This is a genomic window from Microcoleus sp. PH2017_24_DOB_U_A (assembly GCF_020738205.1).
Taxonomy (GTDB): domain Bacteria; phylum Cyanobacteriota; class Cyanobacteriia; order Cyanobacteriales; family Microcoleaceae; genus Microcoleus.
In genome coordinates this window covers 1-26,860 of the sequence record NZ_JAEQCT010000115.1, presented here as the reverse complement: position 1 = coordinate 26,860, position 26,860 = coordinate 1, and the positions used below count along the sequence as shown (strand labels likewise).

Here is a 26,860-nt window from a genome sequence, read left to right as displayed (position 1 = left end):
GGATTATGGTAATTTATTTGCTTTCTATTATGCCATCAACTTAGTCAGACAGACAATTGTCTGAGTATTTATACTGATTGCAAAAGTGGGATGCTCCCCTTTAATTCTAGCAAAGTAGCATTCAATCTCTCATTAGTTTCCGCTAGCTCATCATTTTTAGATTGCAAATTGTTTTGCAGATTTTGTAAACTCAAGTGAGTTGCGACACGAGCCAAAACTTCTTCTACTTGAAAAGGTTTGGTAATGTAGTCTACTCCGCCGACGCCAAAAGCTTTGATTTTATCCAGTACATCGCTCAAGGCACTGATGAAGATCACGGGTATGCCGCGAGTGCGATCGTCCGCTTTGAGCTTTTCGCATACTTGATAGCCGTCGATCACCGGCATATTAATATCCAGCAAAATCAAATCCAAAGCAATGGTTTGGGCAATTGATATAGCTTGGTTTCCATCCCGTGCGGGTCTAACATTGTACCCTTGTTCTGTCAAAATCCCAGCGAGAAGGCGCAAATTAGCTGGAGTGTCGTCAACTACAAGAATATTCGCCGTTGGTGGGACTATTTGCTGGCTGCTCACGATCGCTTAAACTCTCTTGTGTTATTTTTTAGAGCTGTCAATTAAAATCACTATTTTACCGCAGTTCAACTGATTTGCCAAGATAGTCGCGACTTTCACTCAACTGATACCAGTTCAAAAAAAGAATGCGACTCTATGCAGGATCCCAACCCTCATGCCAGTCATTACGAATCTCAAATCTCAAATCGGAAAATGGAAAATCGTATGAGACTGTTCTCTGAAGAGAGGACGCTGCTAGGCACTAGACGCTCATCAACCCGCTGTATGACTGTATTTTTTGTTGCTCAACCCAGGATTTTTGAAAGGAACCTGGTTTCTCGCTCTGAGAGTAAAAAAACCGGGTTCTTGAGATAAGATTATGGACTCAAATCCAAAGCTTTCTTTCCTATTTCCGGTTCATTTATAGTTGGTAATGACCGGAATGTATTCAATTTATTATATTAAATAAAGTCAGAATTACTTTGGGGCAATATTGCGTGCATTTCGTGACAGCGTTGCAGATAATTTTGCGCCACCCTATCTAGGGGATTCTTGCGTACACAATCCGCAAACAGTTCTGCCGCTTCTTGATGTTTAGCAGCAGCGTAATTATACAGTGCTTCGACAAATACGGGTAAAGTTGCTAACTTACGCTCTTTCAATTCAGGTGGATCGGCATCAAAAACTTCGTAAATTGTCATCAAATCCGATTTACCTTTTACTCGAACACAGCCGATATTTCGGATTGAGTAACTTTTGGGATCGGTCAACTGCAAAAAAGTATTTTGAGCGATCAACATCGACACCCCGTAACTTTTCGTCATAGTTTCCAGCCGCGAGGCTAAATTCACAGCGTCGCCAATCACCGTACTGTCCATCCTGTTAGTTGACCCAACTGTTCCTAACATCAATGAACCTGTATTGATGCCAATCCCAATTTTAATAGGTGCGTAACTGCAACTCATGCGATGTTGATTGTATTCAGCGAGACTGTGCAACATAGAAATTGCAGCATTCACGGCATCGCTGGCACTCTGACCGAATAAAGCCATAATTGCATCGCCAATATATTTATCAATAAAGCCGTGATTTTTAATAATGTTTGGCTCCATTCGACTCAAATAGGAATTAATAAAATTGAAATTTTCTTGAGGTGTCAGGCTCTCAGAAAGAGCCGTAAAATCCCGAATATCGGAAAACAATATTGACATTTCCTTTTCCACGCTGTCGCCGAGTCGAACGTCGCTCAAGCTATCGTGGCTTAGCAGCGAGACAAATTCATTCGGCACAAAGCGTTTAGCAGCTTCTGTTAATTTTAATTGCTGTGACAGAGCAACTTCTAACTCCTGATTGATTTTCCGAAGTTCGGCATTTTGTTCTGCTAGTTTTTTATCCTGACTGTAGCTGTGGACGGCTTCTGTCACAGTCAATCTTAAGTCTTCAGTTTGCCAAGGTTTGCCGATGTAGCGGTAGAGTTTTGCCTGTTTGATGGCATTTCCTACCGCTTCAATAGTCGCCTGACCGGTCAGCATCACCTTGAGAGTTTTGGGGGAAATTTCGTGAACTAGCCGCAACAATTCATCGCCTTTCATGTCAGGCATCACGTAGTCCGAGATAATCAAAGGGATTTCATAGCCGTCTTCGAGCAATTCAGCAATTAACTCTAGGGCATCTTTACCTCCTTCGGCAATTTCAATCTCATAAGTATTGCCTAAAGCTTCTTTTAATTCTGTTTTAAGACTTTTCAGAATTGTTTTTTCATCGTCAACGCAAATAATGACTTGTTTGGTCATAATGATAAGGCTGTTTTAATGGTTTCGATCAACTCTGATTCCGACCAAGGTTTCTGCAAACACCGATGGAGGTTGGCTTCGTCAAAAGCCCTCTTGACTGCCTCTTCATCGGCTTGACCGGTCAGCATAATTTTTACTGTTTTTGGAAATTTTTGATGAACTCGAATCAGAAATTCATCTCCTTTCATTCCTGGCATTAACCAATCCGATACAATCAAGATAACTGAGATTTCGTCGTCAGTGAATTCATCAATTAACTCTAGAGCATCGGCGGGACTTTCTGCTATCTCGTAAAGATAAGCATTCCCAAAGGCAGATTTTAGTTGCGTTTTCAGACTTTTTAAAACTACTTTTTCGTCATCAACACACAGGATAATTGGTTTAGACATTTTTGCTAATTAACTAAGTTTTAGGAGAGATTGACAGGTAGAACAACTGTAAAAGTAGTTTGGCCTGGAACAGATTCAACTTCTATTTTACCGCGATGTTTGTCAATAATTTTTCTGACTATATCGAGACCCAGACCGCTGCCTTCTCCGGGGGGTTTTGTGGTGAAGAATGGAGCGAATATTTTGGGCATTACTTCGGATGGAATTCCGGCGCCGCTATCTGTAACACCGACTTTGATATTGTTGCCTTCCTGAAGGATATCCAGAGTTAATGTGCCTTGATTGTCCATCGCTTGCAGGGCGTTGTGAATCAGATTTGTCCATACTTGATTGAGTTGGTCTGCATAGCACATTACGGGCGGTATTGTTTGGAAATTGCGGATGACTTCGACGTTGTGTTTGAGGTTATTTTGATACAGGGTGAGTACGGTTTCTATGCCTTCGGTTATATTAGATGCAGCCATCGTTTCTGATGAGTCGTAACGGCCATAGGTTTTCAAGGCGAATACGACTTTAGAAGCGCGATCGGCTGCGGTATTGATTGTTTGGGTTCCTCGCTGGATTTCGGAGAGTTTGTAAGCCATTTCTAAGATGCGATCGCGATCGACCTTTTGCAGCAGAGACAGAAAGTCGTCAGCCTCGTAAATCCCCATATCTACCAAAGTGTCGGCGATCGCATTCCCTTCGTCAATATTTTCGTCTTCGAGTTGACGAATCAAAGTCCGCTTTAACTTCCTTTCTTCTTTAGCTGTTAAAGTCAGATCTTTTTGTAGCGAGCGATACAGTAGTGTGTTAAAACTTTCAGATTCTGCGGGGGAAAGCGACTGAAACAGTGAGGGCAAATTGGTGATGGTTTGCTCTAAAAAAGTAGTCATACTTCCGGCACTCGATCGAATTGCGCCCAGAGGAGTATTCAATTCGTGGGCAACTCCGGCGACTAATTGACCTAAAGCTGCCATTTTTTCCGATTGAATCAGCTCTTCTTGAGTGGTTTGCAGGTTGTCTAAGGCTGTTTTGAGCTCTTGGGTTCTTTCGGTGACTTGGACTTCGAGAGTGCGGTTGTATTCCGCTACCAATTTCTCGGCTTGTTTGCGCTGGGTGATATCGGCAAAAGCTGCGATCGCATAACTCACCTTTCCTTTATCATCATAAATGGGCGTTCCCCAAACCTCGATCGGAATAATCCTGTCAGACTGGCGAATTTCCATATCATCAACGTTAACGCTGGCTCTCTTAAAAGCATTAGCAAGGGGTTCTTTGTCTGCTGGATAAAGTTCGTTGGTACCTGCCAGATAAGCTTGATAAATCTCTCGAAGTTCTGACTCAGTATTAGCGATGATGCCTGTACCTAATAAATCCTGAGCGCGAGAATTAACATAGTAAGGTTTGCCACTAGACTCGGCGACAAATATACCCACCGGCACTGCTTCCAAAATTTGGTTTAATCGACTTTCACTCTCAGACAATTCGGCATTCAAAGCTTGCATTTCTGTGAAAGATACTTGAAGTTGCGCCGCCATACTATTAAATGAATTGGCAAGTTCCCCGACTTCATCGGATCGGTTGAGCGTTACACTTTTGCCCCATTCACCTTTAGCAATATTTTTGGCAGCCTCGTTCAAAGATAAAATTGGTTTTGTCACCCATCTAGCCGTAACAACGCCAACAATTATCGCGATGACAAAAGCAGCAGCGCACAACAAAATAGTCGCAGTATTGTTGGCATTAATTTGTGCCATAAAATCCGCTTCGGGAACCACCACCACAATTAACCAATCCAATCCTTTGTCATCTTGCCAAGGCAGAACTTGTAAAAATTGTTTTTTCCCCTCAACATCAAATTCTAGTGACTGCGCCGTTTTCAGAGATTGAAACTCGTTAAAATTAGCTCGTAAATATTTAGCCGTGGTTTGAGTGAAAGTATTTTTACTGTCAATTGCTTTAACTCGTTCGGCTCCGTATTCTTTGTTGATGGTATGAAACGGTCTTTCTCCTGTCGAAGTTGCGACTAACATTCCGGATCGCTCGACAATAAAAACCTGTCCAGTTTCGCCGATTTTTAAGCTTTGCAAAAACTTACCAATGGTGGACAAATTAATATTAGTTAGCAATACCCCTTGCAATTTGCCTTGTTTGTCGTAGAAAGGCATAGATGCGCCGAGATAGGCAGTAATGCCAGCCGTATTGGGATAAATCTGACTCCAGGTGGGTTTACCAGCAGCTACCGCAGCTTTGTACCAGGGGCGAGTGCGCGGGTCAAAATTAATTTTGTTGTTTAATACTGCGCCGATTTCGCCGGATTCATTGGTGGCATAGGTGCGGAAATCATAGTTACTTGCTGCTGTCGATACTCTCCAAGTCAGCGAGCCATTGTCGAGCCTTTCTGCCCCCAAGTTGTCTCTTTGTTCTAATCCTAAACCGGTAAAAGTGAGGGTGTCAAATATCTGAAGCTGCCGCCAAAAATGACGCTGTAAAACAGGTACATCTTCCAGGTTGAGGGTGCCGAGTTCGATCGCAACAGCATTGATCTGGTTGACCTGATGGGGTACAGTCAGGTAAGCACCGAGATTCTGTTGGACGCGGCTGCCTACTTCTGTCATTAGTCGATCGGCAATTTCGTTGACTGCCTTCTGTCCGTTTTTAAATGAGAGATATCCTACCAGTCCCACCGCCGCGAACAGTTGCAAGACGAAGGGAACTATCAGAACTGTTCGCAGGGTTCGGGAGCGAGCAGTTTTTGCGGCTTCGGTGGCAGTAGATGGGGTTTTGTTCACAACGTTAGTGCTGGATCTAATTAGGATCGGGATTGTTTTGAGTTCAGAAATACTTGCAGGCGGGCGACATCCACCTGCAAAAAATTGACGGCCCGCCCAAATCGCCATGCCGTATTTCGCTCTCTTTGGGATGCACAGGAGTTGAGAAACCGATTTAGCAACCAGATTCGTCGCTGTCAAACCAAGATTTGTTGTAAAAACCCGGTTTCTTTTCGTAAGTTTTATTCTGGTTATTCCGTCTTGCCAGAGTCTGCTGATTTTTGAGGTGCAACTTTTGAACAGAAGCGTGCACCGCTCGACTCTACAACATTTTTTAGTGCATGAATGAATAAATACAAACGCCTGCTTTCGATTCTACAATAAATAGAGGTAATATTGCGAGCGCTGGGTCATTTGTTGCACTTTTTAAGTCAAAGTGCCGGGAGTGCAAGCTTTGGGCTGTGGTGGTAATTTATCGATCGTACAAATTCATAGCAGAAGCCATAAGCCATAAGCCATAAGCGATCGCCTGCAAGATGCCCAATAGCAGTAAGGTGCAGACACAAGCACCCGACATACTTAGGTTTTCGATTGACGGATTTGAGCGCAAAGGACGATCGCCCTTTGCGCTCAAATTGAAACTAAGTCAACGGCTGCGAATTCACCCGCCGAATTGCCACCACCGCAGGTTTAGGTGGATTATTAACTGTTTTAAGAGGCCAATTCGATCCTACGGGCACTTTTCGAGTCTGCAAAAATTCCTTACCATCAATAGTCTTCATGGCAAAATTGCGATCGTCTGCCGCCATATCCTGCCGCATTCCGTTAATTTCTCCTGGATGCTGAATTGACAAAAACAAAGTCTTTTCATCCTCAGTAAAAAACGGCCCAGTAGTTTCGCACTCCATCGGCCCAATTCCAAACAAAAAAGCCTCCCCAGCATTGGGGCCAGAAGCCGGCAAAAACCAAATTGCATTGTTACCATACAAACCGCGCAAATTAGATTGGCTAATCGGTTTCCCATCTTTATCAACTCGGCCCGCAGCAACAGGTGCATTCAGTTTGTCAGAAGACATATCATTTACCATCCAAACATTGCCACCCTTGTCAATCAGTAAATTATCTGGATTAGAAAAACCCAATCCGCCCGAAGCCGGTTCGCCACCCGTCGCAAACATTTTCCACTGAAAAGTCATTGCAGATGGCTCGTTACCCTCTTCAACTAAGCGCATAATCCAGCCGTATTCGTAAGATTTGCCGTCCTTCCCTTGAAAAATTCGCAAATCCGGCCCGCCGTCGCTATCGCTGGCAGAACCGGAAGTAAAGGTAATGTATAGAGAACCATCAGGAGCAATTTCAGTGTCTTCGGGACGAGCAGTGCAAGTAGCTCCTGCCGCACTTGCGGCATAATGAGCATCAATTAAAATTGCACCTTGTTTTTCCTTAGCTGTGCCTTCGTAGAGGTCATTTAAAGTCTTGAATTTTTGTTTAAAAGCAACTGCTTCTGCATCTTTTTCGACTTTGACAAAACCGCCTGCGGGACGCAGCGGCAAATTAATCATTCCGCCTCCATGAAGGCTAGGCAAATCTGGATTGACAGGCGTGTCAGTTTTTAATGGAATCCACCTACCGGTGCCGTCAGCGTTAAACTTGGCAGCATAAAGCATTCCGTCTGTCAATAGCTGGGAATTAGCTTTATCTTTGGGGTTTTTAACTGCGTTTTTGCTGACGAATTTGTAAATATGTCCGCTGCGCCGATCGCACCCCGAGTAAAATGCTAATGGTTTTCCGGCTACTACGCGAATGCCTACAGCTTCGTGGCGGCAGCGTCCCAGCCAAGTGTGTTTGGTGCCGTAGTCCTTGGGGTTAGCCGGATCTACTTCTACCATCCAGCCGTATTTATTACCCGCCAAGCCGAAGACATTGCCCAAACCGCCAATTTCTTCCGCATCGATGTAGAAGTTTTTCTTGCTTGGATCGAAGGATGTACCGTCTGCAAATACAGGTTCCGGTACGAAATTCTGGATGTTTTCTTCCGCACTAAAAACCGTTCCCCAAGGCGTAGTCCCGCCCGCACAGTTATTAAAAGTGCCGATGATTTTTGCGCCCAACTTGTCCGAGTAGCCTTTACCTTTTTTGTTGAACACGGCTACCGCCGGGCCGGTGGATTTGAGGTAGCGCCCGTCTTCTAGGCCGGAAATACCCGTAATTCGGCGATCGGCTGGAGAATGCGTTCTTACCCATTTGCCATCATCATTTATTTTGATAGAAATTACCCCGATTCCCACCTCAATTAAAGCTGCTTTTGACACTTCCGCAACCATTTTTTTTGTCTGGTCTTTTTCCGACGCAGAAAAGGCATTGACTCCCACTTTTCCGGCGGAGGTAGCTGCCGCTTCTAACTTAGCAAAAGGCAGAGATTTCCCAATAACTTTTTGATAAGTTTGTATCCAGGGCTTGGCACTGATGTACTCGAAATTAACAGTTAGCAATCCCTGATTTTTGCCAGTTTCTACAAAGGAGAGATAGTCATTGTTGTAGCCGAAGTGAGAATCGCCCACTTTGTCTCCCCAAGCAGCTACGATATCGTAGGTAAAGCCTTCTGGAAGCAGGAGGTCGTCGGCTACTTCGTAAGCGCTGTAAGCTTGCATTTGCTGCTGGGTGGACGCACTGCTAATGGGGATGAATTGTCCAGTTTCTGTTAAGGTGCTGCTGGTTAGTAAAGGCATCGGCCCTTTGACTGGTTGGAAGTTTATGCCTCGTGCCATATTATCCACACTCTTGGCAGAGTTAACTGGCGGTGAGAAGGGCATGGCAAATTTTTGTTGGCAAGAATTGAGTGCAACACTACCGCCCGTTGCACCCAAGAAAAGTAGGAATTCTCGACGCTTGATAGTCATAGGTAAAAAAATGGTTAAGGACTAATTATCCGCAGACTATAAACTCAATTGACGGTCATTTTTTTGAAAGGTATGTTGTTGGGCTTTAGCCCCGTTTATCTATACGTCTCAAGAGGGCCCAAGCCCAACAACGTACCTATGCACTCGAACATTAATCTCTAGCTTTTTGTAACACAATTTGCTGGACTTAAGGATATATTCCAATTTAATAAAGGTATGTTGTTGGGCTTTAGCCCCGTTTATCTATACGTCTCAAGAGGGCCCAAGCCCAACAACGTACCTCATCAATAATTGCCCCATACATACAAATAAGGACACAACATTGTTGTATCCCTACCTACGTCATATTTAACTCGAACTTGTAACCATACAACAGATTAAAACAATCAACCAAATCGATAGCCGAACCCCCGTACTGTAATGATATATTCCGGTTGACCCGGATCGATTTCCAACTTTTCGCGCAGCCAGCGGATGTGAACATCTACTGTTTTGCTGTCTCCGATAAAATCTTGACCCCAAATTTTTTCCAGCAACTGATCGCGAGACCAAACTCGCCGGGGATTACTCATAAATAGTTCTAGTAAGCGAAACTGTTTAGGAGAAAATTTTACTTCAATACCGTGAACCAAGACGCGGCACTCTTCAGGATACAGAGTTATGTTCTTATATTGCAGCATCATCGGTTGTGGCAACTGACCGAGGCGCTGGCGCCGCATCAGTGCCCGACACCGGGCGATAAACTCCCGCATTCCAAAAGGCTTGGTGAGATAATCATCCGATCCGGCTTCTAGATAAAAAGCGCAGTTGTTTGCACTTCCTCTAGCACCGATAATCAAAATAGGAACGGGATTTCCTTGATGTCGTAACATTCGACACAGATCTAAACCATTAATTGAGTCCATAATTAATAGGTTGAAACCGAATTCACCGTGGTATGACGAGGAAGCTTGCACAGAAGGCAGAGCGTTGCGCCCGTCGCTAGTAACCACCACCTCATAGCCCTGTTCTTTCAGAGCTAAAGCTAGCATTTCCCGCAACAGGTCTTCACCTTCGAGTAACAAAATGCGGCCGGCTTGTCCAACAGCCAGCCTTGAAGGACTTTCGCTTAATTCAGCAGAAGACATAAATATCAGTGGGAGTTGTGTTTGTATGTGGCTAGCGGGAGGTGCCTTCTTCAGTAGCTGAGGCACTCTAGCGCTGCGATCGCTTTTTATGAACGATCGACTATTCAATCACTTATAATCTTTCGCCAGTCCATCCGACAGACATACGCTCGACTATTTCTACTTGCTCGTGCAAGAAATATAGCCGTTGAGCAGTTGCGATAGCTGCGCTGTCTGCCTGCGTCCAGGCGTTAGAAGCCTGGTCATTGTTCGGGGTCGGTATTACTTGGTAAAACATTGCCCGCTTTTAATTGACCAGGTTACACCCAATCTATAGGGAGATGGCTTTATCGTACAGGCAAAAGGTTATTAAAAGGTAAAGTTTTAGTAAATAAATGGTTAATTTATTAAAGATGAGTAATGTTGTTCTTAAAGTTTAACCGAACCCTACAGCTTTGGTTGAAGATACAATCTCGATCGGATTTACGCTCGAAAACTTGGTAACTGGAAAAATATTGGGCTAAATTAACGATTAATCTGGCAATCTGACGGGTTTTTGAGGAATAGTGTTTTGTGGGTTGGACGCGAGCTTGGTGGGTTGGACGCGAGCTTGGTGGGTTGGACGCGAGCGGGGACGCTCGCACTAAAAGCAGATCGCCCTACAACTGACCCAGGCCCGCTACGATCGACAATACGAAGTAAAAATTCTGTAGATTGCCTATAATGTTGCTGCATTTGAGTACCTGGCCCGAGGTTGAAGCTTATCTTGAGAGCTCCCGAGGCATAATTATCCCGATCGGCTCCACCGAACAACACGGGCCCACCGGTTTAATCGGAACTGACGCGATTACTGCTGGTGCGATCGCCCAGAGTGTCGGAGAAGCTGCCAATGCCTTAGTCGGCCCGACAATTAATGTCGGTATGGCTTTGCACCACACCAGCTTTCCCGGTAGCATCAGCCTCCGACCGCAGACCCTAATTCTTGTAATCAGAGATTATATCACATCTTTAGCAAAAGCTGGATTTGAGAAATATTTCTTTATTAACGGTCACGGTGGCAATATTGCCACGATGAAAGCAGCATTTTCCGAGACATACGCGCATTTGTCTGATTTGAATCTAGCAAATGCCGATCGAATCCAGTGTCAAATCGGCAACTGGTTCATGTGCGGTTCAGTCTACAAACTCGCCAAAGAATTGTACGGAAACCAAGAAGGTTCCCACGCCACCCCCAGCGAAGTTGCTGTAACCCAGTACCTTTATCCAGAAGCAATCAAGCAAGCACCGCTTTCGGAAGAAGTTGGATCTGGGCACAAAATTTATAGTGCTGCTGACTTCCGCCGCCGATTTCCCGACGGGAGAATGGGTTCAAATCCTGCCTTAGCAACTCCCGAACATGGCCAACAATTTCACGATTTAGCAGTCAAAGAATTGACTAACAATTATTTGGAGTTTTTAAACTCAGATTAACAATTGCGTGAACTTGATAAATCTGGTTTCGATCCGAAGCCAGATATCCCTAAATCTCGCTTAAAAAGCAGGGCGGTTTTATAGAAGTTACGTTGTTGGGCTTTAGCCCAAAGGTACGTTGTTGGGCTTTAGCCCAAAGGTACGTTGTTGGGCTTTAGCCCTCTTTATATATATGTCTAAAGAGGGCTGAAGCCCAACAACATACCTTAGACACGAATGCTAGGCAGCAGCTTCCTCTTCAGCTTCAGCTTCAGGTGCATCTGGGACATCTTGCTTGATCGTCAAATAGCGAATCACCTCTTCGCTCAGACGCATCGCGCGTTCCATAGGAAAAATTGCAGCGCCCGGAGCTGTATAGTTCATTTGAACGTATACCCCGTCGCGGTGCTTGCCGATTTCGTAAGCCAAGCGACGCTTGCCGCGGTGCTGAGTTTCGATATTTTCAGCACCTTGATCGCGCAAAATTGTTTGATATTTCGCGATCGCCTGGTCAGTCATTTCTTCACCCAAGTCAGGGCGCAGAATGTACATTGTTTCGTAAATAAACGGTTTCATGGCAATAATTCCCTTATGGACAACAAGGCTTCTCATGAAGCAAGGACTTATCATCATATACCAACTATGAACAATCTCAAAACTAAAAAATCAAATTCCCCAAACCGCAGTCGATCGTCGTGGAGTACGCTGTGGATCTATGGGATGATGAGCGCGATCGCACTTTTAATGCTCTTCCCCTTGCTGTGGCTGCTCAGTACATCCCTCAAAGCCCCCAGCGAAAACATCTTTCAATATCCCCCGCAACTGTGGCCGCAACAGCCAACCCTCGAAAACTTCATCAAAGTGTGGCAAACCAACCCCTTCGGGCGCTACCTGTTCAACAGCACCCTGATTGCAGGCCTCACAGTCAGCATCAATGTTTTGTTTTGCGCGCTTGCGGCTTACCCCTTAGCCAGACTTAACTTTCGCGGCCGCGAAGCCATTTTAATTACAATTATTTCCACAATCATGATACCCTTCCAAATAGTCATGATTCCGCTGTACATTTTGACAGTACAACTCGGATTAAAAAATAGCTATTTAGGCGTAATATTTCCCGGACTAGCCTCAGCCTTCGGCATATTTTTATTGCGGCAAGCATTCCTAGCAGTTCCCAAGGAATTAGAAGAAGCCGCCCGCATCGACGGCTGCACCGAATTAGGCATTTGGTGGCACGTGATGATTCCGGCAATTAAGCCGGCTTTAGTTACTTTAGGAATTTTTGTATTTATCGGTTCTTGGAGCGACTTTTTGTGGCCGCTGCTAGTTTTAGACAGACCGGAATATTATACGTTACCTTTAGGCGTAGCAAATTTAGCCGGGACATTTTCTTTGGATTGGCGTTTGGTGGCGGCGGGTTCGATTATTTCCATTATTCCAGTTTTAGGACTGTTTTTGCTGTTGCAAAAATACATTGTGCCGACAGAAACTGCCGCCGGAGTCAAGGGATAGAATTACGGAATTGGGCATTGGGCATTGGGCATTGGGCATTGGGCATTGTTAGTCTAAAATTCTTCCTTCTTCCTTCTTCCTTCTTCATACAACTCACAAAATTTATTTTTTATGTACGAACTGCCAGAGATCCGGGGGATTGTTGACCGCGCTGCGATCGTAGATACGATCGTAGGCTTTGCAAATGCGATCGACGCCAAAGACTGGGAGAAATTGCGATCGCACCTAGCGGACGAAATAGATATCGACTATTCTGACTTTCGGGGTGAAACTCCCAGACGAATAACCGCAGAAGAATATATAAAACAGCGGGTAGAGGGACTTGCAGGTTTGCTAACGCTGCACGTCAGCACCAATCATGAAGTAACTATTCATCACAATACAGCCAAATGTCAGTCTGCATACCAAATTTATCGAATTGACCCCAGTCGCCAAGCTGGAGAGAATCGGCTGGATACAGCAGGAAACTATTTTCACTCTTTGATTCAAACAACAGACGGACATTGGCTGATTGACGGAATCAAGCAAACTGTAGCAATTGTCAGCGGCAATCCTCAAGTTCACGGTGCTCTTCGCGCTAAATATTAAACCATTTTAGATTTTAGATTTGGGGATGATTTAACCTTAAATAGGTTCGTAGTGAGGACTTCAGTCCGCATAAAATCAGAGGACTGAAGTCCTCACTACGAACCTAATAACGGTATTTTTACTATAGTAAATCTCTCCAAAAATCTAACTTGCAAGTCTCTACCTCGGAGTAAAAACTGCACTAGGATAAGCAATCCGCTTGTGATTGAACTGTTCCCAAACCCGCACAAAAATCTCCGCAATTAAAGACATATTCTCCCGAGTCAAACCAGAATCCAGCAACTGATTATCCTGCCAGCGCGCCCGCAAAATCCGATTAACCATATTCAAAGCTTCCTCATGAGTGGCATCCTTGAGCGATCGCAAAGCAGCCTCACAAGAATCCGCCAACATCAAAATTCCAGTTTCCCGCGACTGCGGAATCGGCCCGTCGTAGCGAAAATCCTGCTCCCTCACTTCCCGGTTTTCGATTGCTAACTTTGAATTGTCCGCAGCAGCCAAAGTAATATTTAAATTTTCAGGTTCTTTTGCAGCAATTTGCTGCGCTTGATGGTAGAAATAAGCAATTAACATTGTGCCTTGATGTTCAGGAATAAACGCCTGAATCGCCTTCGGCAATCGATGCTTGCGCGCCATCACCATCCCCTCAGTAACGTGCTTTTTAATAATTTCGGCGCTCGCCCAAGGGTTATTAATTTCATCGTGTTTGTTGCCCCCGCCCATTTGATTTTCGCAAAATCCGCTTGGGTCGTGCATTTTTCCAATATCGTGGTATAGCGTACCAGCTCTAACTAACTCAACATTGCAGCCGAGTTCCCTCGCCGCAGCCTCCGCCAAACTAGCCACAAATAGCGTGTGCTGAAAAGTCCCCGGAGCTTCGGCAGCCAACCTCTTTAACAGCGGGCGGTTGGGATTGGCAAGTTCCGCTAGCCGGATCGGGGTAATCAAGTCGAAAACGTGTTCTAAATAAGGGCTGATGCCGATCGCCACCACGCTCCAAGCCAAACCAGCCAAACTTTGGCAACCCACCGTACCGAGTACGACGTACCAAATCGCACCGGCAGCAGCGCTAGCAATCAAAGTCCCCACCAGATAGACGCTGCCCTGAGTCAAGCCGACAGCCACGCCCAGAAGAGCCAATTCCTCGCGCGATCGCAACCGCCCGGCCATAAAAGCGCCCAGCAATCCCCCCGCCGCGCTAGCCACCAAATGAATCAACTCTACATCCAAGCCAATGGGTAGCAGCGCCGACAGCAGCCCCACCACAGTCACTCCCACCGCCGAACCGTAGAAGCCGCCTGCTAAAATCCCGATCGCGGGTAAAGTCGTCCAAGGCAGCCCCAAACTCACCAGCACCGGCGCGCTCAAAGTCAGCAGCAGCAACAGCAAATGATCTCTCCGGCGCAAGCGGTAGTGCCTTTCTACCAGCAACACGATCGCAATAGCCCCCGCGACTAAACAAACAAAACCCGCCAGCCCCAACCAATTTACACCCCGCCGGCTCAAACCAAAATAGTCCAGCAATACAAAATCTTGCTGCGCGATAAGTTTTCCTTCTGCAACAATAATATCGCCCTTCTCTACGGCGATCGTCACCGGTTTCACCTTTTGCGCGGCCAATTCCGCTAGCTGTTTGGTTTCCTCGGGATCTCTCACCAGATTTGGCTGCAAAATCGCACTTAAAGCCTCAACCGCCAAAGCTTGGGACTCTAACGGCACTTCGTCTGCGACTTGCAGCTTCACAGCTTCTTTCAAAATCTCTTTTGGTAACCCCTGCGGGATACCTTGAGCCAGCATCATTTTTGCCACCCGACTCATACCCGTTTGGGTTTTCTCCCAAGCTGCATCCGACAAATCAAACAGGGAAGTATCATAAATCTTTCGGAGCGCGGAAACCGACGGTTTTTCAAGCGCCTCCACAGCATTGGCATAGCGCCCGCGAGCCTCGGAAATACTATCTGTCAGGCTTTGAAAATCTGCTGCTCCGACCGATCGGCTGTAAGCTTGCAGTTGAGCAATCGCATCTTGCTGAGACTTGTTATCCGTCGGTGCAGCAATTGCCGGGGAATTCAAATTCAACCGCTCAAAATTTGCACTGTTGTCCCCTGCTTGCGCCAAAATCGATCGCCACTCCCACTCCGGACACCCCCTCAAGTAAACCTGAGCCGCATTTGAGAGCGCCGAGGGCGGCGCAAATGGAAACGGGCTTACCGCCCGCCGGAGTTGGCTCCCCTGTTGCCAAAATTGTTGCAATTCTCGCTCGATTTGTCGATCGACCGCGCGATCGAGCATTAATATCGGTACAGCCCCGATTCGTGCTGATGAACGGTGTTCTTCAGTAGTTTTGTGATCGGGGATGCTAACACTAGCAGGAGCCTTAATCGTCTGAGGAGCTTTCGTCCCCACATCCAATTTCGGCTGGTTGTAGAAGCGGTGGCCAAGAGTGCTGCTGAGCGAAACTACTGCTACCAGGGCCAACATCGGGGAACGAGCCTGATTTTTGAGGCTAGATTTTGAGGTTTTACTTGTCAATCTAATGAAAGTCTCGGGCCCAGGCCATTTCTGGGGCAAAAAACGGCTCAGGAGAGGCCCGCCAGGGCGATCGGCATCTGTTTTACTGTCACCATTTTGCACTTGAGCAATGTGTTGGCGCAGCGAGCGCGTAGCCCCTAGCTGCTCAATCTGTCGCATTAATGAGGAGAGCGTATTCATTTGTGTCGAAGATATATCACTGTTACTCAGCAGCTTTGTCAGAAATTCTGACTGTGCATCTTGATTGAGTTTATCCGAACTACCGTACCTGAATATTCAAAACTAGCAGGCTAACTTACCGGACTCTCGACAGCCGTTCGATTTCCTAAGTGTCGCCAACAACGCCAGCAGTGTCCTCAAGCTTCTGCTGCTTATTTCCTGCCCTTGTCTATCTCAAACAGCTCTCGTGCGGTGTGGCTAAAAACCCGCTTTCTCGGTCGATTCCTAGTTTCCCAATCCTATATTTTCCTAGAAATCTGGTTTGAGGAAGCAAGCACCTCCGATTTAAGTTGTTACTTGTTAATTTTTAATTGTCGCTCTCCTTTGGCTGTCACTTGTCACTTGCTAATTGCTAATTGTTAACTGCTAATTCTTAATTTCTAATTTCTGCTTTCCCCTCCTGTTCAAAGCTCCCAACTTTATATTTTTCGAGGTCTAATGACATAAGGTGCAGCCACTGCGCGGGCTAGGGCTGCGGAATCGGGCCCCGCCGAAGGGTTGTAAACTCCAGCCCAAACTGCAAACAGGTTACTTGCTAACTCCAAAATTTTTGCATCGCTGCCCGTTCCCCACAGGGAGGGTTCTCGGCCCTCGACTAGCGGCTGCGATTCAACCGCCGACAATACTTGTCGCCATTCTACAGGAATCGCAGCAGCGCCATTGTAGGCTCCTGACAAAGCTCCCGTCAAAGCGCAGGTGAGTTGTCCGGCTATCCCGCTACGGGCGGCCCGCACTACTGACAAGCGTAAGTCTTCTGGGGTGCTCAAGAAGCAGTAGAAAGCTAGGGCAATGGGAATAAAATTTCCTGGATTGACATTTGAGTGAGTTTCTGATTGTTTCTCGCCCTCTTCTGGTTTTCCTCGCAAAGCTGTGGCGCTTTTGCACAGGTGAGTGGTGGCTGTTTCTAAATCGGCTCCCTGTTCTAGTAGTATTTGCACTTGCCGCAGCAACTCGGTTAAGGCAGTATCTATGTTTAGGTAGGCAATGGTTTGTTCGATCGCTGTCCCGGGGTCAAGTCTTTGTTTGAGCGATCGGGCGATCGCATATCCTATAGCTAACACTGCTGTCTGCAACTGTGCCTTATTTTCGTTGGGCAAAACATCTGTCGCCAGCATGATTTTTTCTCGCAGCTTGGCCTTATTTTCGTGAAAAAACATCACGCATGGCAGCGCAGCAACCGCAGCTTCACAAGGGTTAAGCAGGCTTTGAAACTCTGTGTTTGGAGAATGGTATATTTCCGACTTTGCCAATACTTCCCAAGTATCGCGCCAATCTTTTAAATCTAAACCGTTACACCGAATTAAACTTTGAGCGCACGCTACTGCAAGTCTCCCGCATTCGGAATATTTGCCCCTGAGTATTTTGGTGTTGGGAGAATTCAAGGCTAATATTGCGCCATTCAGGGTAAATTGTTGGTGTTTTGTCAGTTGTAAAATCGGCTGCAAGTCTTCGGTTTGGGGGAGGATACCCGCTAGTTGCCTCTGGTATTGCAGGCCTATAGAGTCTCCTAAAACTGCCCCCAGGATGGTTCCTTGAAACTTGCTCAACAGGGAATGCCGCATTTGAATTTAACTCAAGTTGCTACTAATTGGTCAGTTGTCAGTGGTCATTGGTCAGTGGTCATTGGTCAGTGGTCAGTGGTCAGTGGTCAGTGGTCAGTGGTTATTAGTTATTGGTTATTGGTTATTGGTTATTGGTTATTGGTTATTGGTTATTGGTTATTGGTTATTGGTTATTGGTTATTGGTTATTGGTTATTGGTTATTGGTTATTAGTTATTAGTTATTAGTTATTGGTTATTAGTTATTAGTTATTAGTTATTGGTTATTGGTTATTTTTTGCTTCGTCATTATTATTATTACCCATTACCCATTACCGATTCCCCATTACCCATTACCGATTCCCCATTACCCATTACCGATTCCCCATTACCCATTACCGATTCCCCATTACCCATTACCCATTACCGATTCCCCATTACCGATTCCCCATTACCCATTACCCATTACCGATTCCCCATTACCCATTACCCATTACCCATTACCGATTCCCCATTACCTACCCATTACCCATTACCCATTACCCATTACCCATTACCCATTACCCATTACCCATTACCCATTACCCATTACCCATTACCCATTACCCATTACCCATTCTTCTGATTAATTTGAATTCAAGCCAAACATATAAGGGCTGGTTTTCCATCTAAAACCGGCCCTCATCCGATCGCGAAAATCGGTGAAATTTTAATTTTTAATCACATAACTAACTAGAGCTTGTAGCCCCAGCCGATAACTTTCTGAGCCAAAACCGCTGATTTGCCCGATCGCCACCGCCGCGATATACGAGTGGTGCCGAAAAGCTTCCCGTCGGTAAATATTGCTCAAATGAACTTCCACCGCAGGGATATTCACAGCGGCGATCGCGTCTCTAATTGCCACACTCGTATGAGTATAAGCTCCAGCATTAATCAACAAGCCTTGGTGCTGCCCTAACATTGAGTGAATTGCATCCACCAAAACCCCTTCATGATTCGACTGCTGAATAGAGACTTGCACCTGGAGGGCTTGCGCTTCTCGTTCTAGCAACTTGTTGATATCATTTAAAGTCGCAGAACCATAAACTCCAGGTTCTCGCTGACCCAATAGATTCAGATTAGGGCCGTGAAGTACCAGGATATTTAACAATTTTAAAAATTCCAGCGCAACAAAATTTATGAGATTTTTGAGAGTTTTGACTTGGGATTTAGAACCAGTCTTCAACCTCAAACCTCAAACCTCAGATTTCACATCTAGTCCCGACTACCGGCGATGCCTGGGTTGGTTGACTGGAATAGGAATCGGTTCGAGTTCCGGTTGAGCTTCTGGACTCAGCAGTCCTTCTATCAGCTTGCGAACCCATTCTTTAATTTGTTCCAGCACCTTTTCAATGTCTTCCATTGAACGGATAGCTCCTTTTTTTATAGTCTAGATTGGTGACGCTCCTACTCTGAATCAAAGATTACAGCGTAGGCATCTGAGTCCTGTTAAGGATATCGAGATCTTCCTTCGAGGTACTCCAAAATGTTTCTCTCGCTCGGCGTTTTATAGTGAGGAACACGTCCAGCCCCACTGTTTTTGCACTAGATCAAGGATTGTTTGTTCAGGCTGTGAAGATTTAAGAGTCCTACGGAATCGGTTAACCTTCTATCCTTCACAAACCTGGCTTTCATCCCACCCCAAATCAAAGATTAGGTCGTGGGGATTCCCGCCGAGCTAGCTAAACCGACGGCTAAATCCCTGAAAATAAGCAAGCACGACTTTGAAACCAAAGGTCAAACTTGCTTTCTCGCTTGCTGGTTGTTGGGAGCAACGCTTTTAAGCAAAGGAGAGAATCAGTGTATTTGCCAATCAGCCCTGTCTTATTATCATAACGAATCTTTACAGATAATCAATAGGCAAGGGGAAAATTACTGAAATATCTCGGACTGCAATTATTAAATAAAGCTTAAGCTTAAGGATGAGTATTGACAATTGACAAAGTGTTAGAGGTTTTCTACGCTTTTGCCAATAATAATTTACGCCGGAGCCGATCGAGCGCCGTACAACTACTCAGATTTCTAATCCAATCGCGAGTGCGGGCATAGCCGAAACGGTATTCAAAACTTTCAGTCTCGCCCTCGGGGCCCGCTAAACCGATATAAACCAGTCCGACAGGTTTAGCATCCGTGCCGCCTCCTGGGCCCGCGATGCCTGTAATGCTCAATCCCCAAGTGGTGTTGAGACTGGCGCGCACTCCCGCAGCCATTTGTTTTGCGACTTGCTGGCTGACTGCGCCAAATTCGGCTAAATCTTGGGGATTAACACCTAATAATCCTTCCTTAACCCGATCGTCATAGGAAATAATTCCACCCAAAAAGTACCTCGAACTGCCGGCAACACTGGTCAACATCGCTCCCAACCCTCCTCCCGTGCAGGATTCAGCCACACTAAGAGTTTCGCCAGCCAACAGCAACAATTTACCGACAGTCGAGGCGAGGGTATCGGTATCGGCACCGTAACAGTCTAAGTCAGTAATCAGTAGCAACTGTTGTTCGATCGGCTCAATTAACTTTTTAGCATCAGCTTCCGACTGGGCGCGGGCCGAAATCCGCAGTTTGACTTCGCCGTGATTGGCGTAGGGAGCAACAGTAGGATTAGTTAAACTCAGAAAATTATCTACTTTTTCCGCGAGTGCCGACTCAGCAATTCCCCAAAATTTCAACGTGCGACTGCAAATAGTTGCACTGCACCAGCCGTTATTTTTCAAGTAAGGAACGGCGATTTCTTGCCACATCAAGTGCATTTCCGCCGGTACCCCGGGAAATGTCATCACTGTGACATTGGGAACCGGCTGCCAAATAATCCCCGGTGCAGAACCTGTCCGGTTTGATAGAATGTCCGCACCTTCGGGAATTAAAGCTTGTTTGCGGTTGCTCTTGCTCATGGTGCGTCCCCGCTGAGCAAATTTTTGTTCGATATCGGCGATAATTTCCGGCCTTTCGATGAGGGGAACACCAAAATAATCGGCGATTGTTTCGACTGTGAGGTCGTCTGGTGTGGGGCCGAGGCCTCCGGTGAAGACCAAAAGTTGCGATCGACCTATAGCTATTTCTATCACCTGTTTAATGCGTTCTGGATTGTCTCCCACAACTGTTTGATAGTAGTGAGGGATGCCCAAACTCGCTAATTCTTTCGCTAAAAACTGGGCATTGCTATTAAGAATATCGCCTAACAGCAATTCAGTGCCAACACAAATAATTTCAGCAACCATTATTCTATTTTAGATTTTAGATTTTGGATTTTAGATTGGTTATTGGGCATTGGGCATTGGGCATTGGGCATTGGGAAGAAGGCCCGCGCAGGGCATTGGGCATTGGGCATTGGGCATTAATGATTGGTGATTGGTGATTCTTACTAACAAGTAACAACTAACAACTAACAACTGACAACTAACAACTGTCAACTGTCAACTGTCAACTGTCAACTGTCAACTGTCTATCTTGCGTGCCTCCAAACTTTCCAGCTAGCGTATCCCAGCAAACTTGTAGCTCCCATAGCGTAAACTATGCCACTTGGAACTGAAAAAGCTAGGGCTAAACTTCCTACCCAAAGTGTCAGCGAGTAAATAAATAAAACCGCAAATCTATGGGATAGTCCGGCTTCTAGGAGTCGGTGGTGCAGGTGGCGTTTGTCAGCAATAAAGGGCGATTTGCCGTTACGGAGCCGATCGAGAATCACCGCCGACATATCTAAAATCGGTACAGCTAAAATTAAATATGGCAGTAACACAGAAGTAACAGCCGTAGTTTTAACTAACCCAATTACTCCCACTCCAGCGAGAGTAAACCCGATAAAATAAGCCCCGCCATCTCCCATAAAGATTTGAGCCGGATTGAAGTTGTAGCGTAGAAATCCCAAGGTGCCACCAGCTAAAGCCGCTGCAATTAGGGCCGCCGCCGGTTGGTGCATCGACAGACTGACAATCAGCATCACAACTGCTGCAATCCCCGAAACTCCGGCTGCTAAACCGTCCAAACCATCAATCCAGTTAATGGCGTTGGCCATACCGACGAGCCAAATCACGGTAATGGGCAAGCTCAGCCAGCCAAGATCCGTCAGTCCCAGGGAGGGAACTGTGAGAAACTCAATTTGTACGCCCGCGTACCAAGCGATGCTGGATACGCCAATTTGCATGAGCAAGCGTTTGATGGCTGAGAGCGAAAACAAGTCGTCTGCTAAACCGATGAGGAAGAATCCGATGCCGCCGAGGGTGACTCCCCAAACTTGGTATTCGTCTTTGGGATTGAGAACTTGTCCGCTAGCATCGATGAAGCCTCCACAGAGCCAGACAAATAACAGGGCAATCAGAGTGCCGAGAAAGATAGAGACTCCTCCCAAGCGTACCATGGGGCGCTGGTGGACTTTTCGCTCGCCTGGCCGATCGACTCGCCCGCTTTTGAGACCAATGGTTTTGACTATTGGCGTACTCCAGAGGACGACGCTCGCAGAAACCAGAAAAGCGAGTACATGATACAGATACTGGTGCGGCATCTGAAATTAATTTTAAATAGTGCGGGCAATTATACTGTCAGGCAGAGTCTACTACATTTCAGATGGCTTGTAACCAGGAAACATTTTTAAGAGCGACTGGGGGTTTGGGAGCCGGAGATTTGCCGGAGTGGAAGTTGCCAGGATGCGAATTGTCAGGTTTTTAAATGATTCCTCTCGAATTAATCGTCTTTCAATCGCAATGTTGATCGACTTTTTCGATATCCATACTTGCCAAGCGAGCTGAGTTGAGCGGTATCTTTCGCGATCGACAAATACCGTTAATCAAACCAGCGCCGCTCGACAAATATTTTTAGTAAAAACTGCCTTTCGCGATCGAGATTTTCGATAAAAACTGCTTGTCAAGATCGCAAGGAACAACTCTCAATCTTTTGTAGCTCTTTTACCTTTTTACCAGAAAGAATTGGTTGAAAGCCTCTCCTTGATCGGGAGAAATTAAAATCAGACTATTCATTACTCCCATCCTATTCCTTCTAGGTAGAGGTCGCTCTCAAGCTGTCAACTGTCAACTGTCAACTGTCAACTGTCAACTGAACCGTACACTTCCAACTACCAATTCCCCATTGCCGATCAGGAAAATTAAGCTAATGCCGGCACTTTCAAGAACAAGTGCGGGTATAACGGGAAGCGATCGCACAGTGCGGCTACTCGGCGCCGACATTCGGCGGCGACGCTTTCATCATCTGGATTTAGCAGTCGATCGGCAATAATATTACCAATCTCGGTAAATTCTGCTGTTCCCATTCCTCTTGTCGTCATCGCGGGCGAACCGAGTCTCAAACCGCTGGTGACAAAGGGCGATGCTGGATCGAAAGGCACCGTATTTTTATTAGCAGTAATATTCACACCGCTGACTAATTGGTCGGCTCGCTTGCCTGTCATGTTTGCCGATCGCAAATCTACTAGCATTAAGTGATTGTCGGTGCCGCCGGAAACGAGTTTTAAACCCCGCTGCTGCAACTGTGCAGCTAAAGCCCGCGCATTTTCAATTACTTGACCGGAATAAGTTTTAAATTCCGGTTTTAATGCTTCGCCGAAAGCTACAGCTTTGCCCGCAATCACGTGCTCTAAGGGGCCGCCTTGAGTGCCGGGAAATACTGATTTGTCGAACTTTTTGCCCAGTTCTGGGTCATTGGTCAAAATCAAGCCGCCACGGGGGCCGCGCAGGGTTTTGTGAGTGGTGGTGGTGACTGCGTGACAGTGGGCGAGGGGGCTGGGATGATGGCCTGTGGCGACTAATCCGGCAATGTGGGCGATGTCGGCGAGCAGGTAAGCTCCAATTTCGTCGGCGATCGCTCTAAACTTTTCAAAGTTGATAATTCGCGAATATGCCGAATAGCCGCAAATCAGCAATTTTGGTCGGTTTGCTTTAGCCTGTGCCAAAATTTCGTCGTAGTCGAGCTGTTCAGTTTCTTTGTTGACGCCGTAGTGAAAAGCTTTAAACCATTTACCGGATACATTAACCGGCGAACCGTGGGTCAAGTGTCCGCCGTGGGACAAATCCATGCCCATAATTCCGTCCCCTGGCTCTAGCAAGCTCAAAAATACTGCAAAGTTGGCTTGAGCGCCGGAGTGGGGCTGGACGTTGGCGTGGGCTGCGCCAAAGAGCTCTTTAGCGCGATCGATCGCGATTTGCTCGATGCCGTCAATAAATTCGCAGCCGCCGTAGTAGCGTTTGGTTGGCAATCCTTCGGCGTATTTATTGGTCAGCACTGAGCCTTGAGCTGCCATTACGGCTGCGGAGGTAAAGTTTTCGCTGGCGATCAGTTCTAAGTGATCTCGCTGCCGCTGGAGTTCTTGCCCGATTAAATCGGCAATTAGCGGATCGGTTTTGGAAAGGAAGTCTAAGTTAGTGTCCGTCATTCGATTTTAGATTTTAGATTTTGGATTTTGGATTGACCCCACGGCTCAAGTCGGGGGAAGAGAGGATTTGAGATTTTAGATGCAAGGATTGATTCCACGGCTCGATCCGGGGGCTTGTACCATCAAGAAATTCTTGGTCACAATAATCAACCTCTTCAGAAATTTGGGGATTGGGAATTGGGGATCTTGTACCATACTACGGATTTCGCACCATTGACATAAATATTACGTTGTGTTCAGGTTAAGCCGTTTGTCCCAAATTCCTGACATACAATGAAATTACTGGTGTGGAACCTGCCGGAGGTATCAAATGTTAGTCATTCTAATGGAAAATCAGATGCTTGCCCCTCAGTGTGTTTGCCAAAGTTGTGTGCTCGCCGATCGCACTGGCAAACCGCGCTGGAGCGGTGGAGAGCTTCGCTGCGGTCATCCAGTTGCCAAACCTACGGAAAATTTGCCCGATCGATACGAGTGTCAAATGGGCTTCGTCATTGCCAATATTAAATAATCATCGGGCATCGGGAATTGGCCAAACAGGGAATTTGGCGAAGCGAAGCGGAGGGATGGGGCATCGGGAATGGGGCATCGGGAATGGTGACTATTGAACCCGACTTGATATAAGTACCCATGAATCTACTCGGCTTGCTCGTGTGGGCAAATTCCGGGCGAGTCGGAACGCTTGCCTGCTGCTGCGTTATCCTGAATTTAATGCGAATTGATAGTTTATCGATCGACTCAGGAGAGTTCATTATGACTTGGCGCGGATCTACGACTGTTCCAGACCGGATTTTTGCTTCTTTGCCTTACTTGCTACCGCTGATTGACGGGCTTGCCTTTGGTAGGTTTCTGTTTACACAGTTTCCTGTCCTGCAACTGTTGTTGATACCGCTATCTCCATTGATGCAAATTTATAGTTTGCCCTTTGCTAGCTTGGTTATTTTCTTTGCCCTGTATTTAGGAGTAGTTAGAAACGAAAACATCAGTCACTTCATTCGTTTTAATGCGATGCAGGCGATTCTTTTAGACATTGTTTTGATGCTCTGCGGTTTGGTTTTGCCAATTTTTGCAAAAGGCTTCCAAGTCGCATTTATTGCAGAGACTCTGTATAATATGGTGTTTTTAGGCGCTTTAGCTGCATTTTTCTATGCAGTGGTTCAATCGGCTTTGGGACGCTATGCAGAGATTCCTCCCATTTCGGACGCTGTTTATATGCAGGTACGTTAGTAAGTAGTTATTGGTTATTTGTTGGTTGTTATTTGTTGGTTGTTATTTGTTGGTTGTTATTTGTTATTTATTCGGATCAAACCTAATAACCAATAACCAATAACCAATAACCAATAACCAATAACTAATAACTAATAACCAATAACTACGATATTTTCAAGACTGCCGATGCCTTCAATTTCAATGCGGACTCGATCGCCTATTTGCAGCGGCCCAACTCCTTGGGGCGTTCCAGTCAGTATCACATCGCCGGGATTTAGGGTCATGATTTGACTGATGTAGGAGACGAGAAAGTCTGGGGAAAATACCATGCGATCGATCTGAGATGACTGTATAGGTCGATCGCTCCCATTGACAAAAGTCTGCAACTGTGCAGCCGGACTCAGTTCGCGGACAATCCAAGGCCCCAAGGGACAAAACGTATCAAACCCTTTAGCCCTCGCCCACTGGTTGTCTCGCTTTTGCAAATCTCGGGCTGTTACGTCGTTGGCGATCGTATAGCCCCAAATTTTGCTGTGTGCTTGTTCGGGAGTGCAGTTGGTACAATGTTCGCCAATCACCAAGGCCAATTCTCCTTCGTAGTCTACCCTTTCCGACTGCTGCGGATAGCGAATTGCTCCACCTGCTGCGATGACAGCGCTGGGAGGCTTGAAAAACAGCAGCGGTTCTTCGGGTACTGGAGTTCCCATCTCGGCGGCGTGATCGACATAATTTTTGCCGACGGCTACAATTTTTGAGGGAGAGCACGGGGCGAGAATTTGGTAACTATCTGGTGCAAGTTCCAAATCAGTTGGTTGTCCTTTTAACCAGGGAGGTGCATCAAATACTTGAACGCTGCGGCTAAGTTGCAGCAAACCGTAATGGATGTGTCCTTGTGTTGTTTTAACTCGAACGTAGCGCTGGGCCATAATATTTTAGATTTTAGATTTTGGATTTTAGATTTTAGATTAAAACAGATTGACCACTTCCCGATCGCGGGAATAGGACTTTCTGTAGAATACAGAGGACTGATGCACGGGTGCCCAGAAACCGGGTTTTTTAACCAAAATATTTGCTTAAAACCCTCAATCTCGGTTGAAAAACCCGGTTTCTTTGTTGGGAGTGCGTCAGTCCTAATACATATAAACATGGATCTAGGGATAATTACTGAAAATTTATTGCTCGATCGACCTTCTGGATTTCTGCTGTATCATTTTTAACCCACTTTCCGTACAAATTCCGTGCAGCGCTTTGTCCCAAAAGTCAACCGGTAGCTGGGCTAGCAAGGCAAATTCAAAGATTGTGGCGATCGCAATTTTTGATTCCCACTCAGTTAAACTGAGCATTCGATCGTAATAGCCGCCACCGTAGCCCAAGCGATAGCCGCGAACATCGCAACCTACAGCGGGTACGAGGATTAAATCTACTTCTGAGGGGTTGATTTTCGGAGCATCCGGCAGCGGTTCTTGGATGCCGTAAGCGACCGTATGTAAAGCATCTCCGGGCTGCCAGACGTGCCACGATAACTGTTTGCCGACACAGCGGGGAAATCCCCACGTGCGGGGAGTTTCAAATAGGGGACTTAAATCTGGTTCTTGGCGAAAGCTAAAGTAGGCGAGGATTGTTTTTGCTTCGGTAAATAGGGGCGAGTTGTGCAGGTGGTTGCAAAGGATCTCGCTCTTTTGTCTCCATTCTTGGGCTGGTAGGGATTTGCGGGTGTTCAGGAGCGATCGTCTTAATTCGGTTTTGGTTAATGAAGGTTCAGGAGTGTTCATATTTGCGATCGAATCTCTCGTTTGAGTTCCAGTCCGGCAGGGGTTGAAAACCCCTGTCTCATAGCGAAAGTCCTCTCAAAGAGGACTCAAATTAATTGCATTTTGCATCAAACTCTGTAGTCGGTTTTAACCGACT

Annotated in this window: 23 protein-coding genes and 1 pseudogene; 6 read left to right on the top strand and 18 right to left on the bottom strand. The window is 46.1% G+C overall.

Annotated elements, in window-relative coordinates; all coding sequences use genetic code 11:
- Positions 1-68: 68 nt before the first annotated feature.
- The 7 genes from JGK07_RS27835 to JGK07_RS27805 all read right to left on the bottom strand — a co-directional run bounded on the left by JGK07_RS27835 (position 69) and on the right by JGK07_RS27805 (position 9,793).
- Positions 69-575: a response regulator gene (locus tag JGK07_RS27835; protein WP_366934342.1), complete on the bottom strand. Its 507-nt coding sequence runs from the start codon at positions 573-575 to the stop codon at positions 69-71.
- A gap of 440 nt (positions 576-1,015) precedes the next feature.
- Positions 1,016-2,347 carry an adenylate/guanylate cyclase domain-containing protein gene (locus JGK07_RS27830; protein ID WP_293178044.1) on the bottom strand — a complete coding sequence of 444 codons (1,332 nt, stop codon included), beginning with the start codon at positions 2,345-2,347 and terminating at the stop codon, positions 1,016-1,018.
- Positions 2,344-2,736, bottom strand: a complete 393-nt coding sequence (locus JGK07_RS27825) for a response regulator (protein ID WP_293146959.1) — start codon at positions 2,734-2,736, stop codon at positions 2,344-2,346. Before JGK07_RS27825 ends, JGK07_RS27830 begins: the two co-directional genes overlap by 4 nt.
- Positions 2,737-2,756: 20 nt before the next feature.
- Positions 2,757-5,690 carry an ATP-binding protein gene (locus JGK07_RS27820; protein ID WP_293211302.1) on the bottom strand — a complete coding sequence of 978 codons (2,934 nt, stop codon included), beginning with the start codon at positions 5,688-5,690 and terminating at the stop codon, positions 2,757-2,759.
- Positions 5,691-6,130: 440 nt separating this feature from the next.
- Positions 6,131-8,389, bottom strand: coding sequence for an alkaline phosphatase PhoX (locus tag JGK07_RS27815; RefSeq protein WP_293224750.1), 2,259 nt, complete (start codon positions 8,387-8,389; stop codon positions 6,131-6,133).
- Positions 8,390-8,775: 386 nt separating this feature from the next.
- A complete protein-coding gene (locus JGK07_RS27810) occupies positions 8,776-9,516 on the bottom strand; it encodes a response regulator transcription factor (protein WP_293178035.1) in 741 nt (246 codons plus the stop codon).
- A 112-nt stretch (positions 9,517-9,628) separates the two neighbouring features.
- Positions 9,629-9,793 carry a hypothetical protein gene (locus JGK07_RS27805; RefSeq protein WP_293178032.1) on the bottom strand — a complete coding sequence of 55 codons (165 nt, stop codon included), beginning with the start codon at positions 9,791-9,793 and terminating at the stop codon, positions 9,629-9,631.
- 425 nt (positions 9,794-10,218) lie between these two features.
- Between JGK07_RS27805 and JGK07_RS27800 the strand changes: the two genes are divergently transcribed.
- Entirely contained in the window at positions 10,219-10,965 is a 747-nt protein-coding gene (locus JGK07_RS27800) for a creatininase family protein (protein WP_293178029.1), read from the top strand.
- A gap of 219 nt (positions 10,966-11,184) precedes the next feature.
- Here JGK07_RS27800 and rpsF read toward each other — a convergent pair whose 3' ends face one another.
- The gene (gene rpsF / locus JGK07_RS27795) at positions 11,185-11,520 is read right to left on the bottom strand and encodes a 30S ribosomal protein S6 (protein ID WP_293146945.1); all 336 of its coding nucleotides are present in this window, start codon (positions 11,518-11,520) and stop codon (positions 11,185-11,187) included.
- 66 nt (positions 11,521-11,586) lie between these two features.
- Between rpsF and JGK07_RS27790 the strand changes: the two genes are divergently transcribed.
- Both JGK07_RS27790 and JGK07_RS27785 read left to right on the top strand, forming a co-directional pair.
- Complete coding sequence (locus tag JGK07_RS27790; protein ID WP_293178230.1) at positions 11,587-12,453, top strand: carbohydrate ABC transporter permease; 867 nt, start codon at positions 11,587-11,589, stop codon at positions 12,451-12,453.
- A gap of 111 nt (positions 12,454-12,564) precedes the next feature.
- Positions 12,565-13,041 (top strand): nuclear transport factor 2 family protein, encoded by a 477-nt coding sequence (locus JGK07_RS27785; protein WP_293191008.1) that lies wholly within the window; start codon positions 12,565-12,567, stop codon positions 13,039-13,041.
- Between the two features lie 159 nt (positions 13,042-13,200).
- Here the strand turns inward: JGK07_RS27785 and JGK07_RS27780 are convergent, their stop codons facing one another.
- Positions 13,201-15,753, bottom strand: a complete 2,553-nt coding sequence (locus JGK07_RS27780; RefSeq protein ID WP_293178026.1) for an HDIG domain-containing metalloprotein — start codon at positions 15,751-15,753, stop codon at positions 13,201-13,203.
- Between the two features lie 458 nt (positions 15,754-16,211).
- On the bottom strand, positions 16,212-17,339 hold the full coding sequence (locus tag JGK07_RS27775; RefSeq protein WP_293178023.1) for an ADP-ribosylglycohydrolase family protein: 1,128 nt from the start codon (positions 17,337-17,339) through the stop codon (positions 16,212-16,214).
- Positions 17,340-17,379: 40 nt separating this feature from the next.
- Here JGK07_RS27775 and JGK07_RS27770 point away from each other — a divergent pair.
- A pseudogene (locus tag JGK07_RS27770) lies at positions 17,380-17,577 on the top strand (hypothetical protein); the annotation flags it as partial.
- Positions 17,578-18,040: 463 nt separating this feature from the next.
- Here JGK07_RS27770 and aroQ read toward each other — a convergent pair.
- The 5 genes from aroQ to glyA all read right to left on the bottom strand — a co-directional run bounded on the left by aroQ (position 18,041) and on the right by glyA (position 23,746).
- Entirely contained in the window at positions 18,041-18,481 is a 441-nt protein-coding gene (aroQ, locus tag JGK07_RS27765; RefSeq protein WP_293178224.1) for a type II 3-dehydroquinate dehydratase, read from the bottom strand.
- Positions 18,482-18,595: 114 nt separating this feature from the next.
- Positions 18,596-18,733 carry a hypothetical protein gene (locus tag JGK07_RS27760; protein WP_293178014.1) on the bottom strand — a complete coding sequence of 46 codons (138 nt, stop codon included), beginning with the start codon at positions 18,731-18,733 and terminating at the stop codon, positions 18,596-18,598.
- A 595-nt stretch (positions 18,734-19,328) separates the two neighbouring features.
- Positions 19,329-20,585 carry a competence/damage-inducible protein A gene (locus JGK07_RS27755; RefSeq protein ID WP_293196673.1) on the bottom strand — a complete coding sequence of 419 codons (1,257 nt, stop codon included), beginning with the start codon at positions 20,583-20,585 and terminating at the stop codon, positions 19,329-19,331.
- 224 nt (positions 20,586-20,809) lie between these two features.
- On the bottom strand, positions 20,810-21,865 hold the full coding sequence (locus tag JGK07_RS27750) for a glycosyltransferase family 4 protein (RefSeq protein ID WP_293178008.1): 1,056 nt from the start codon (positions 21,863-21,865) through the stop codon (positions 20,810-20,812).
- A 597-nt stretch (positions 21,866-22,462) separates the two neighbouring features.
- Complete coding sequence (gene glyA / locus JGK07_RS27745; protein WP_293224740.1) at positions 22,463-23,746, bottom strand: serine hydroxymethyltransferase; 1,284 nt, start codon at positions 23,744-23,746, stop codon at positions 22,463-22,465.
- A gap of 310 nt (positions 23,747-24,056) precedes the next feature.
- Here glyA and JGK07_RS27740 point away from each other — a divergent pair, with 310 nt between their 5' ends.
- Positions 24,057-24,254 (top strand): hypothetical protein, encoded by a 198-nt coding sequence (locus tag JGK07_RS27740; RefSeq protein WP_293224738.1) that lies wholly within the window; start codon positions 24,057-24,059, stop codon positions 24,252-24,254.
- On the opposite strand, the gene JGK07_RS27735 is transcribed toward JGK07_RS27740, so the two are convergent.
- Entirely contained in the window at positions 24,247-24,495 is a 249-nt protein-coding gene (locus JGK07_RS27735; protein WP_293178002.1) for a hypothetical protein, read from the bottom strand. The two genes, JGK07_RS27740 and JGK07_RS27735, sit on opposite strands and share 8 nt — an antisense overlap.
- Before the next feature lies 1 nt (position 24,496).
- Here JGK07_RS27735 and JGK07_RS27730 point away from each other — a divergent pair, with 1 nt between their 5' ends.
- Positions 24,497-24,970, top strand: a complete 474-nt coding sequence (locus JGK07_RS27730) for a Tic20 family protein (protein ID WP_293177999.1) — start codon at positions 24,497-24,499, stop codon at positions 24,968-24,970.
- Positions 24,971-25,101: 131 nt separating this feature from the next.
- Here JGK07_RS27730 and JGK07_RS27725 read toward each other — a convergent pair whose 3' ends face one another.
- Both JGK07_RS27725 and JGK07_RS27720 read right to left on the bottom strand, forming a co-directional pair.
- Positions 25,102-25,878 (bottom strand): fumarylacetoacetate hydrolase family protein, encoded by a 777-nt coding sequence (locus tag JGK07_RS27725; protein ID WP_293193776.1) that lies wholly within the window; start codon positions 25,876-25,878, stop codon positions 25,102-25,104.
- Positions 25,879-26,124: 246 nt separating this feature from the next.
- A complete protein-coding gene (locus tag JGK07_RS27720) occupies positions 26,125-26,724 on the bottom strand; it encodes a 5-formyltetrahydrofolate cyclo-ligase (RefSeq protein ID WP_293193778.1) in 600 nt (199 codons plus the stop codon).
- Between the last annotated feature and the right edge of the window lie 136 nt (positions 26,725-26,860).

Excerpts from the sequence above, each read along its gene's own strand:
- JGK07_RS27830 (WP_293178044.1), bottom strand. The coding sequence starts at position 2,347 with ATGACCAAACAAGTCATTATTTGCGTTGACGATGAAAAAACAATTCTG.
- JGK07_RS27825 (WP_293146959.1), bottom strand. The coding sequence starts at position 2,736 with ATGTCTAAACCAATTATCCTGTGTGTTGATGACGAAAAAGTAGTTTTA.
- JGK07_RS27815 (WP_293224750.1), bottom strand. The coding sequence starts at position 8,389 with ATGACTATCAAGCGTCGAGAATTCCTACTTTTCTTGGGTGCAACGGGC.
- JGK07_RS27810 (WP_293178035.1), bottom strand. The coding sequence starts at position 9,516 with ATGTCTTCTGCTGAATTAAGCGAAAGTCCTTCAAGGCTGGCTGTTGGA.
- JGK07_RS27805 (WP_293178032.1), bottom strand. The coding sequence starts at position 9,793 with ATGTTTTACCAAGTAATACCGACCCCGAACAATGACCAGGCTTCTAAC.
- JGK07_RS27800 (WP_293178029.1), top strand. The coding sequence starts at position 10,219 with ATGTTGCTGCATTTGAGTACCTGGCCCGAGGTTGAAGCTTATCTTGAG.
- rpsF (WP_293146945.1), bottom strand. The coding sequence starts at position 11,520 with ATGAAACCGTTTATTTACGAAACAATGTACATTCTGCGCCCTGACTTG.
- JGK07_RS27790 (WP_293178230.1), top strand. The coding sequence starts at position 11,587 with ATGAACAATCTCAAAACTAAAAAATCAAATTCCCCAAACCGCAGTCGA.
- JGK07_RS27785 (WP_293191008.1), top strand. The coding sequence starts at position 12,565 with ATGTACGAACTGCCAGAGATCCGGGGGATTGTTGACCGCGCTGCGATC.
- JGK07_RS27780 (WP_293178026.1), bottom strand. The coding sequence starts at position 15,753 with ATGAATACGCTCTCCTCATTAATGCGACAGATTGAGCAGCTAGGGGCT.
- JGK07_RS27760 (WP_293178014.1), bottom strand. The coding sequence starts at position 18,733 with ATGGAAGACATTGAAAAGGTGCTGGAACAAATTAAAGAATGGGTTCGC.
- JGK07_RS27755 (WP_293196673.1), bottom strand. The coding sequence starts at position 20,585 with ATGGTTGCTGAAATTATTTGTGTTGGCACTGAATTGCTGTTAGGCGAT.
- JGK07_RS27750 (WP_293178008.1), bottom strand. The coding sequence starts at position 21,865 with ATGCCGCACCAGTATCTGTATCATGTACTCGCTTTTCTGGTTTCTGCG.
- glyA (WP_293224740.1), bottom strand. The coding sequence starts at position 23,746 with ATGACGGACACTAACTTAGACTTCCTTTCCAAAACCGATCCGCTAATT.
- JGK07_RS27740 (WP_293224738.1), top strand. The coding sequence starts at position 24,057 with ATGTTAGTCATTCTAATGGAAAATCAGATGCTTGCCCCTCAGTGTGTT.
- JGK07_RS27735 (WP_293178002.1), bottom strand. The coding sequence starts at position 24,495 with ATGAACTCTCCTGAGTCGATCGATAAACTATCAATTCGCATTAAATTC.
- JGK07_RS27730 (WP_293177999.1), top strand. The coding sequence starts at position 24,497 with ATGACTTGGCGCGGATCTACGACTGTTCCAGACCGGATTTTTGCTTCT.
- JGK07_RS27725 (WP_293193776.1), bottom strand. The coding sequence starts at position 25,878 with ATGGCCCAGCGCTACGTTCGAGTTAAAACAACACAAGGACACATCCAT.
- JGK07_RS27720 (WP_293193778.1), bottom strand. The coding sequence starts at position 26,724 with ATGAACACTCCTGAACCTTCATTAACCAAAACCGAATTAAGACGATCG.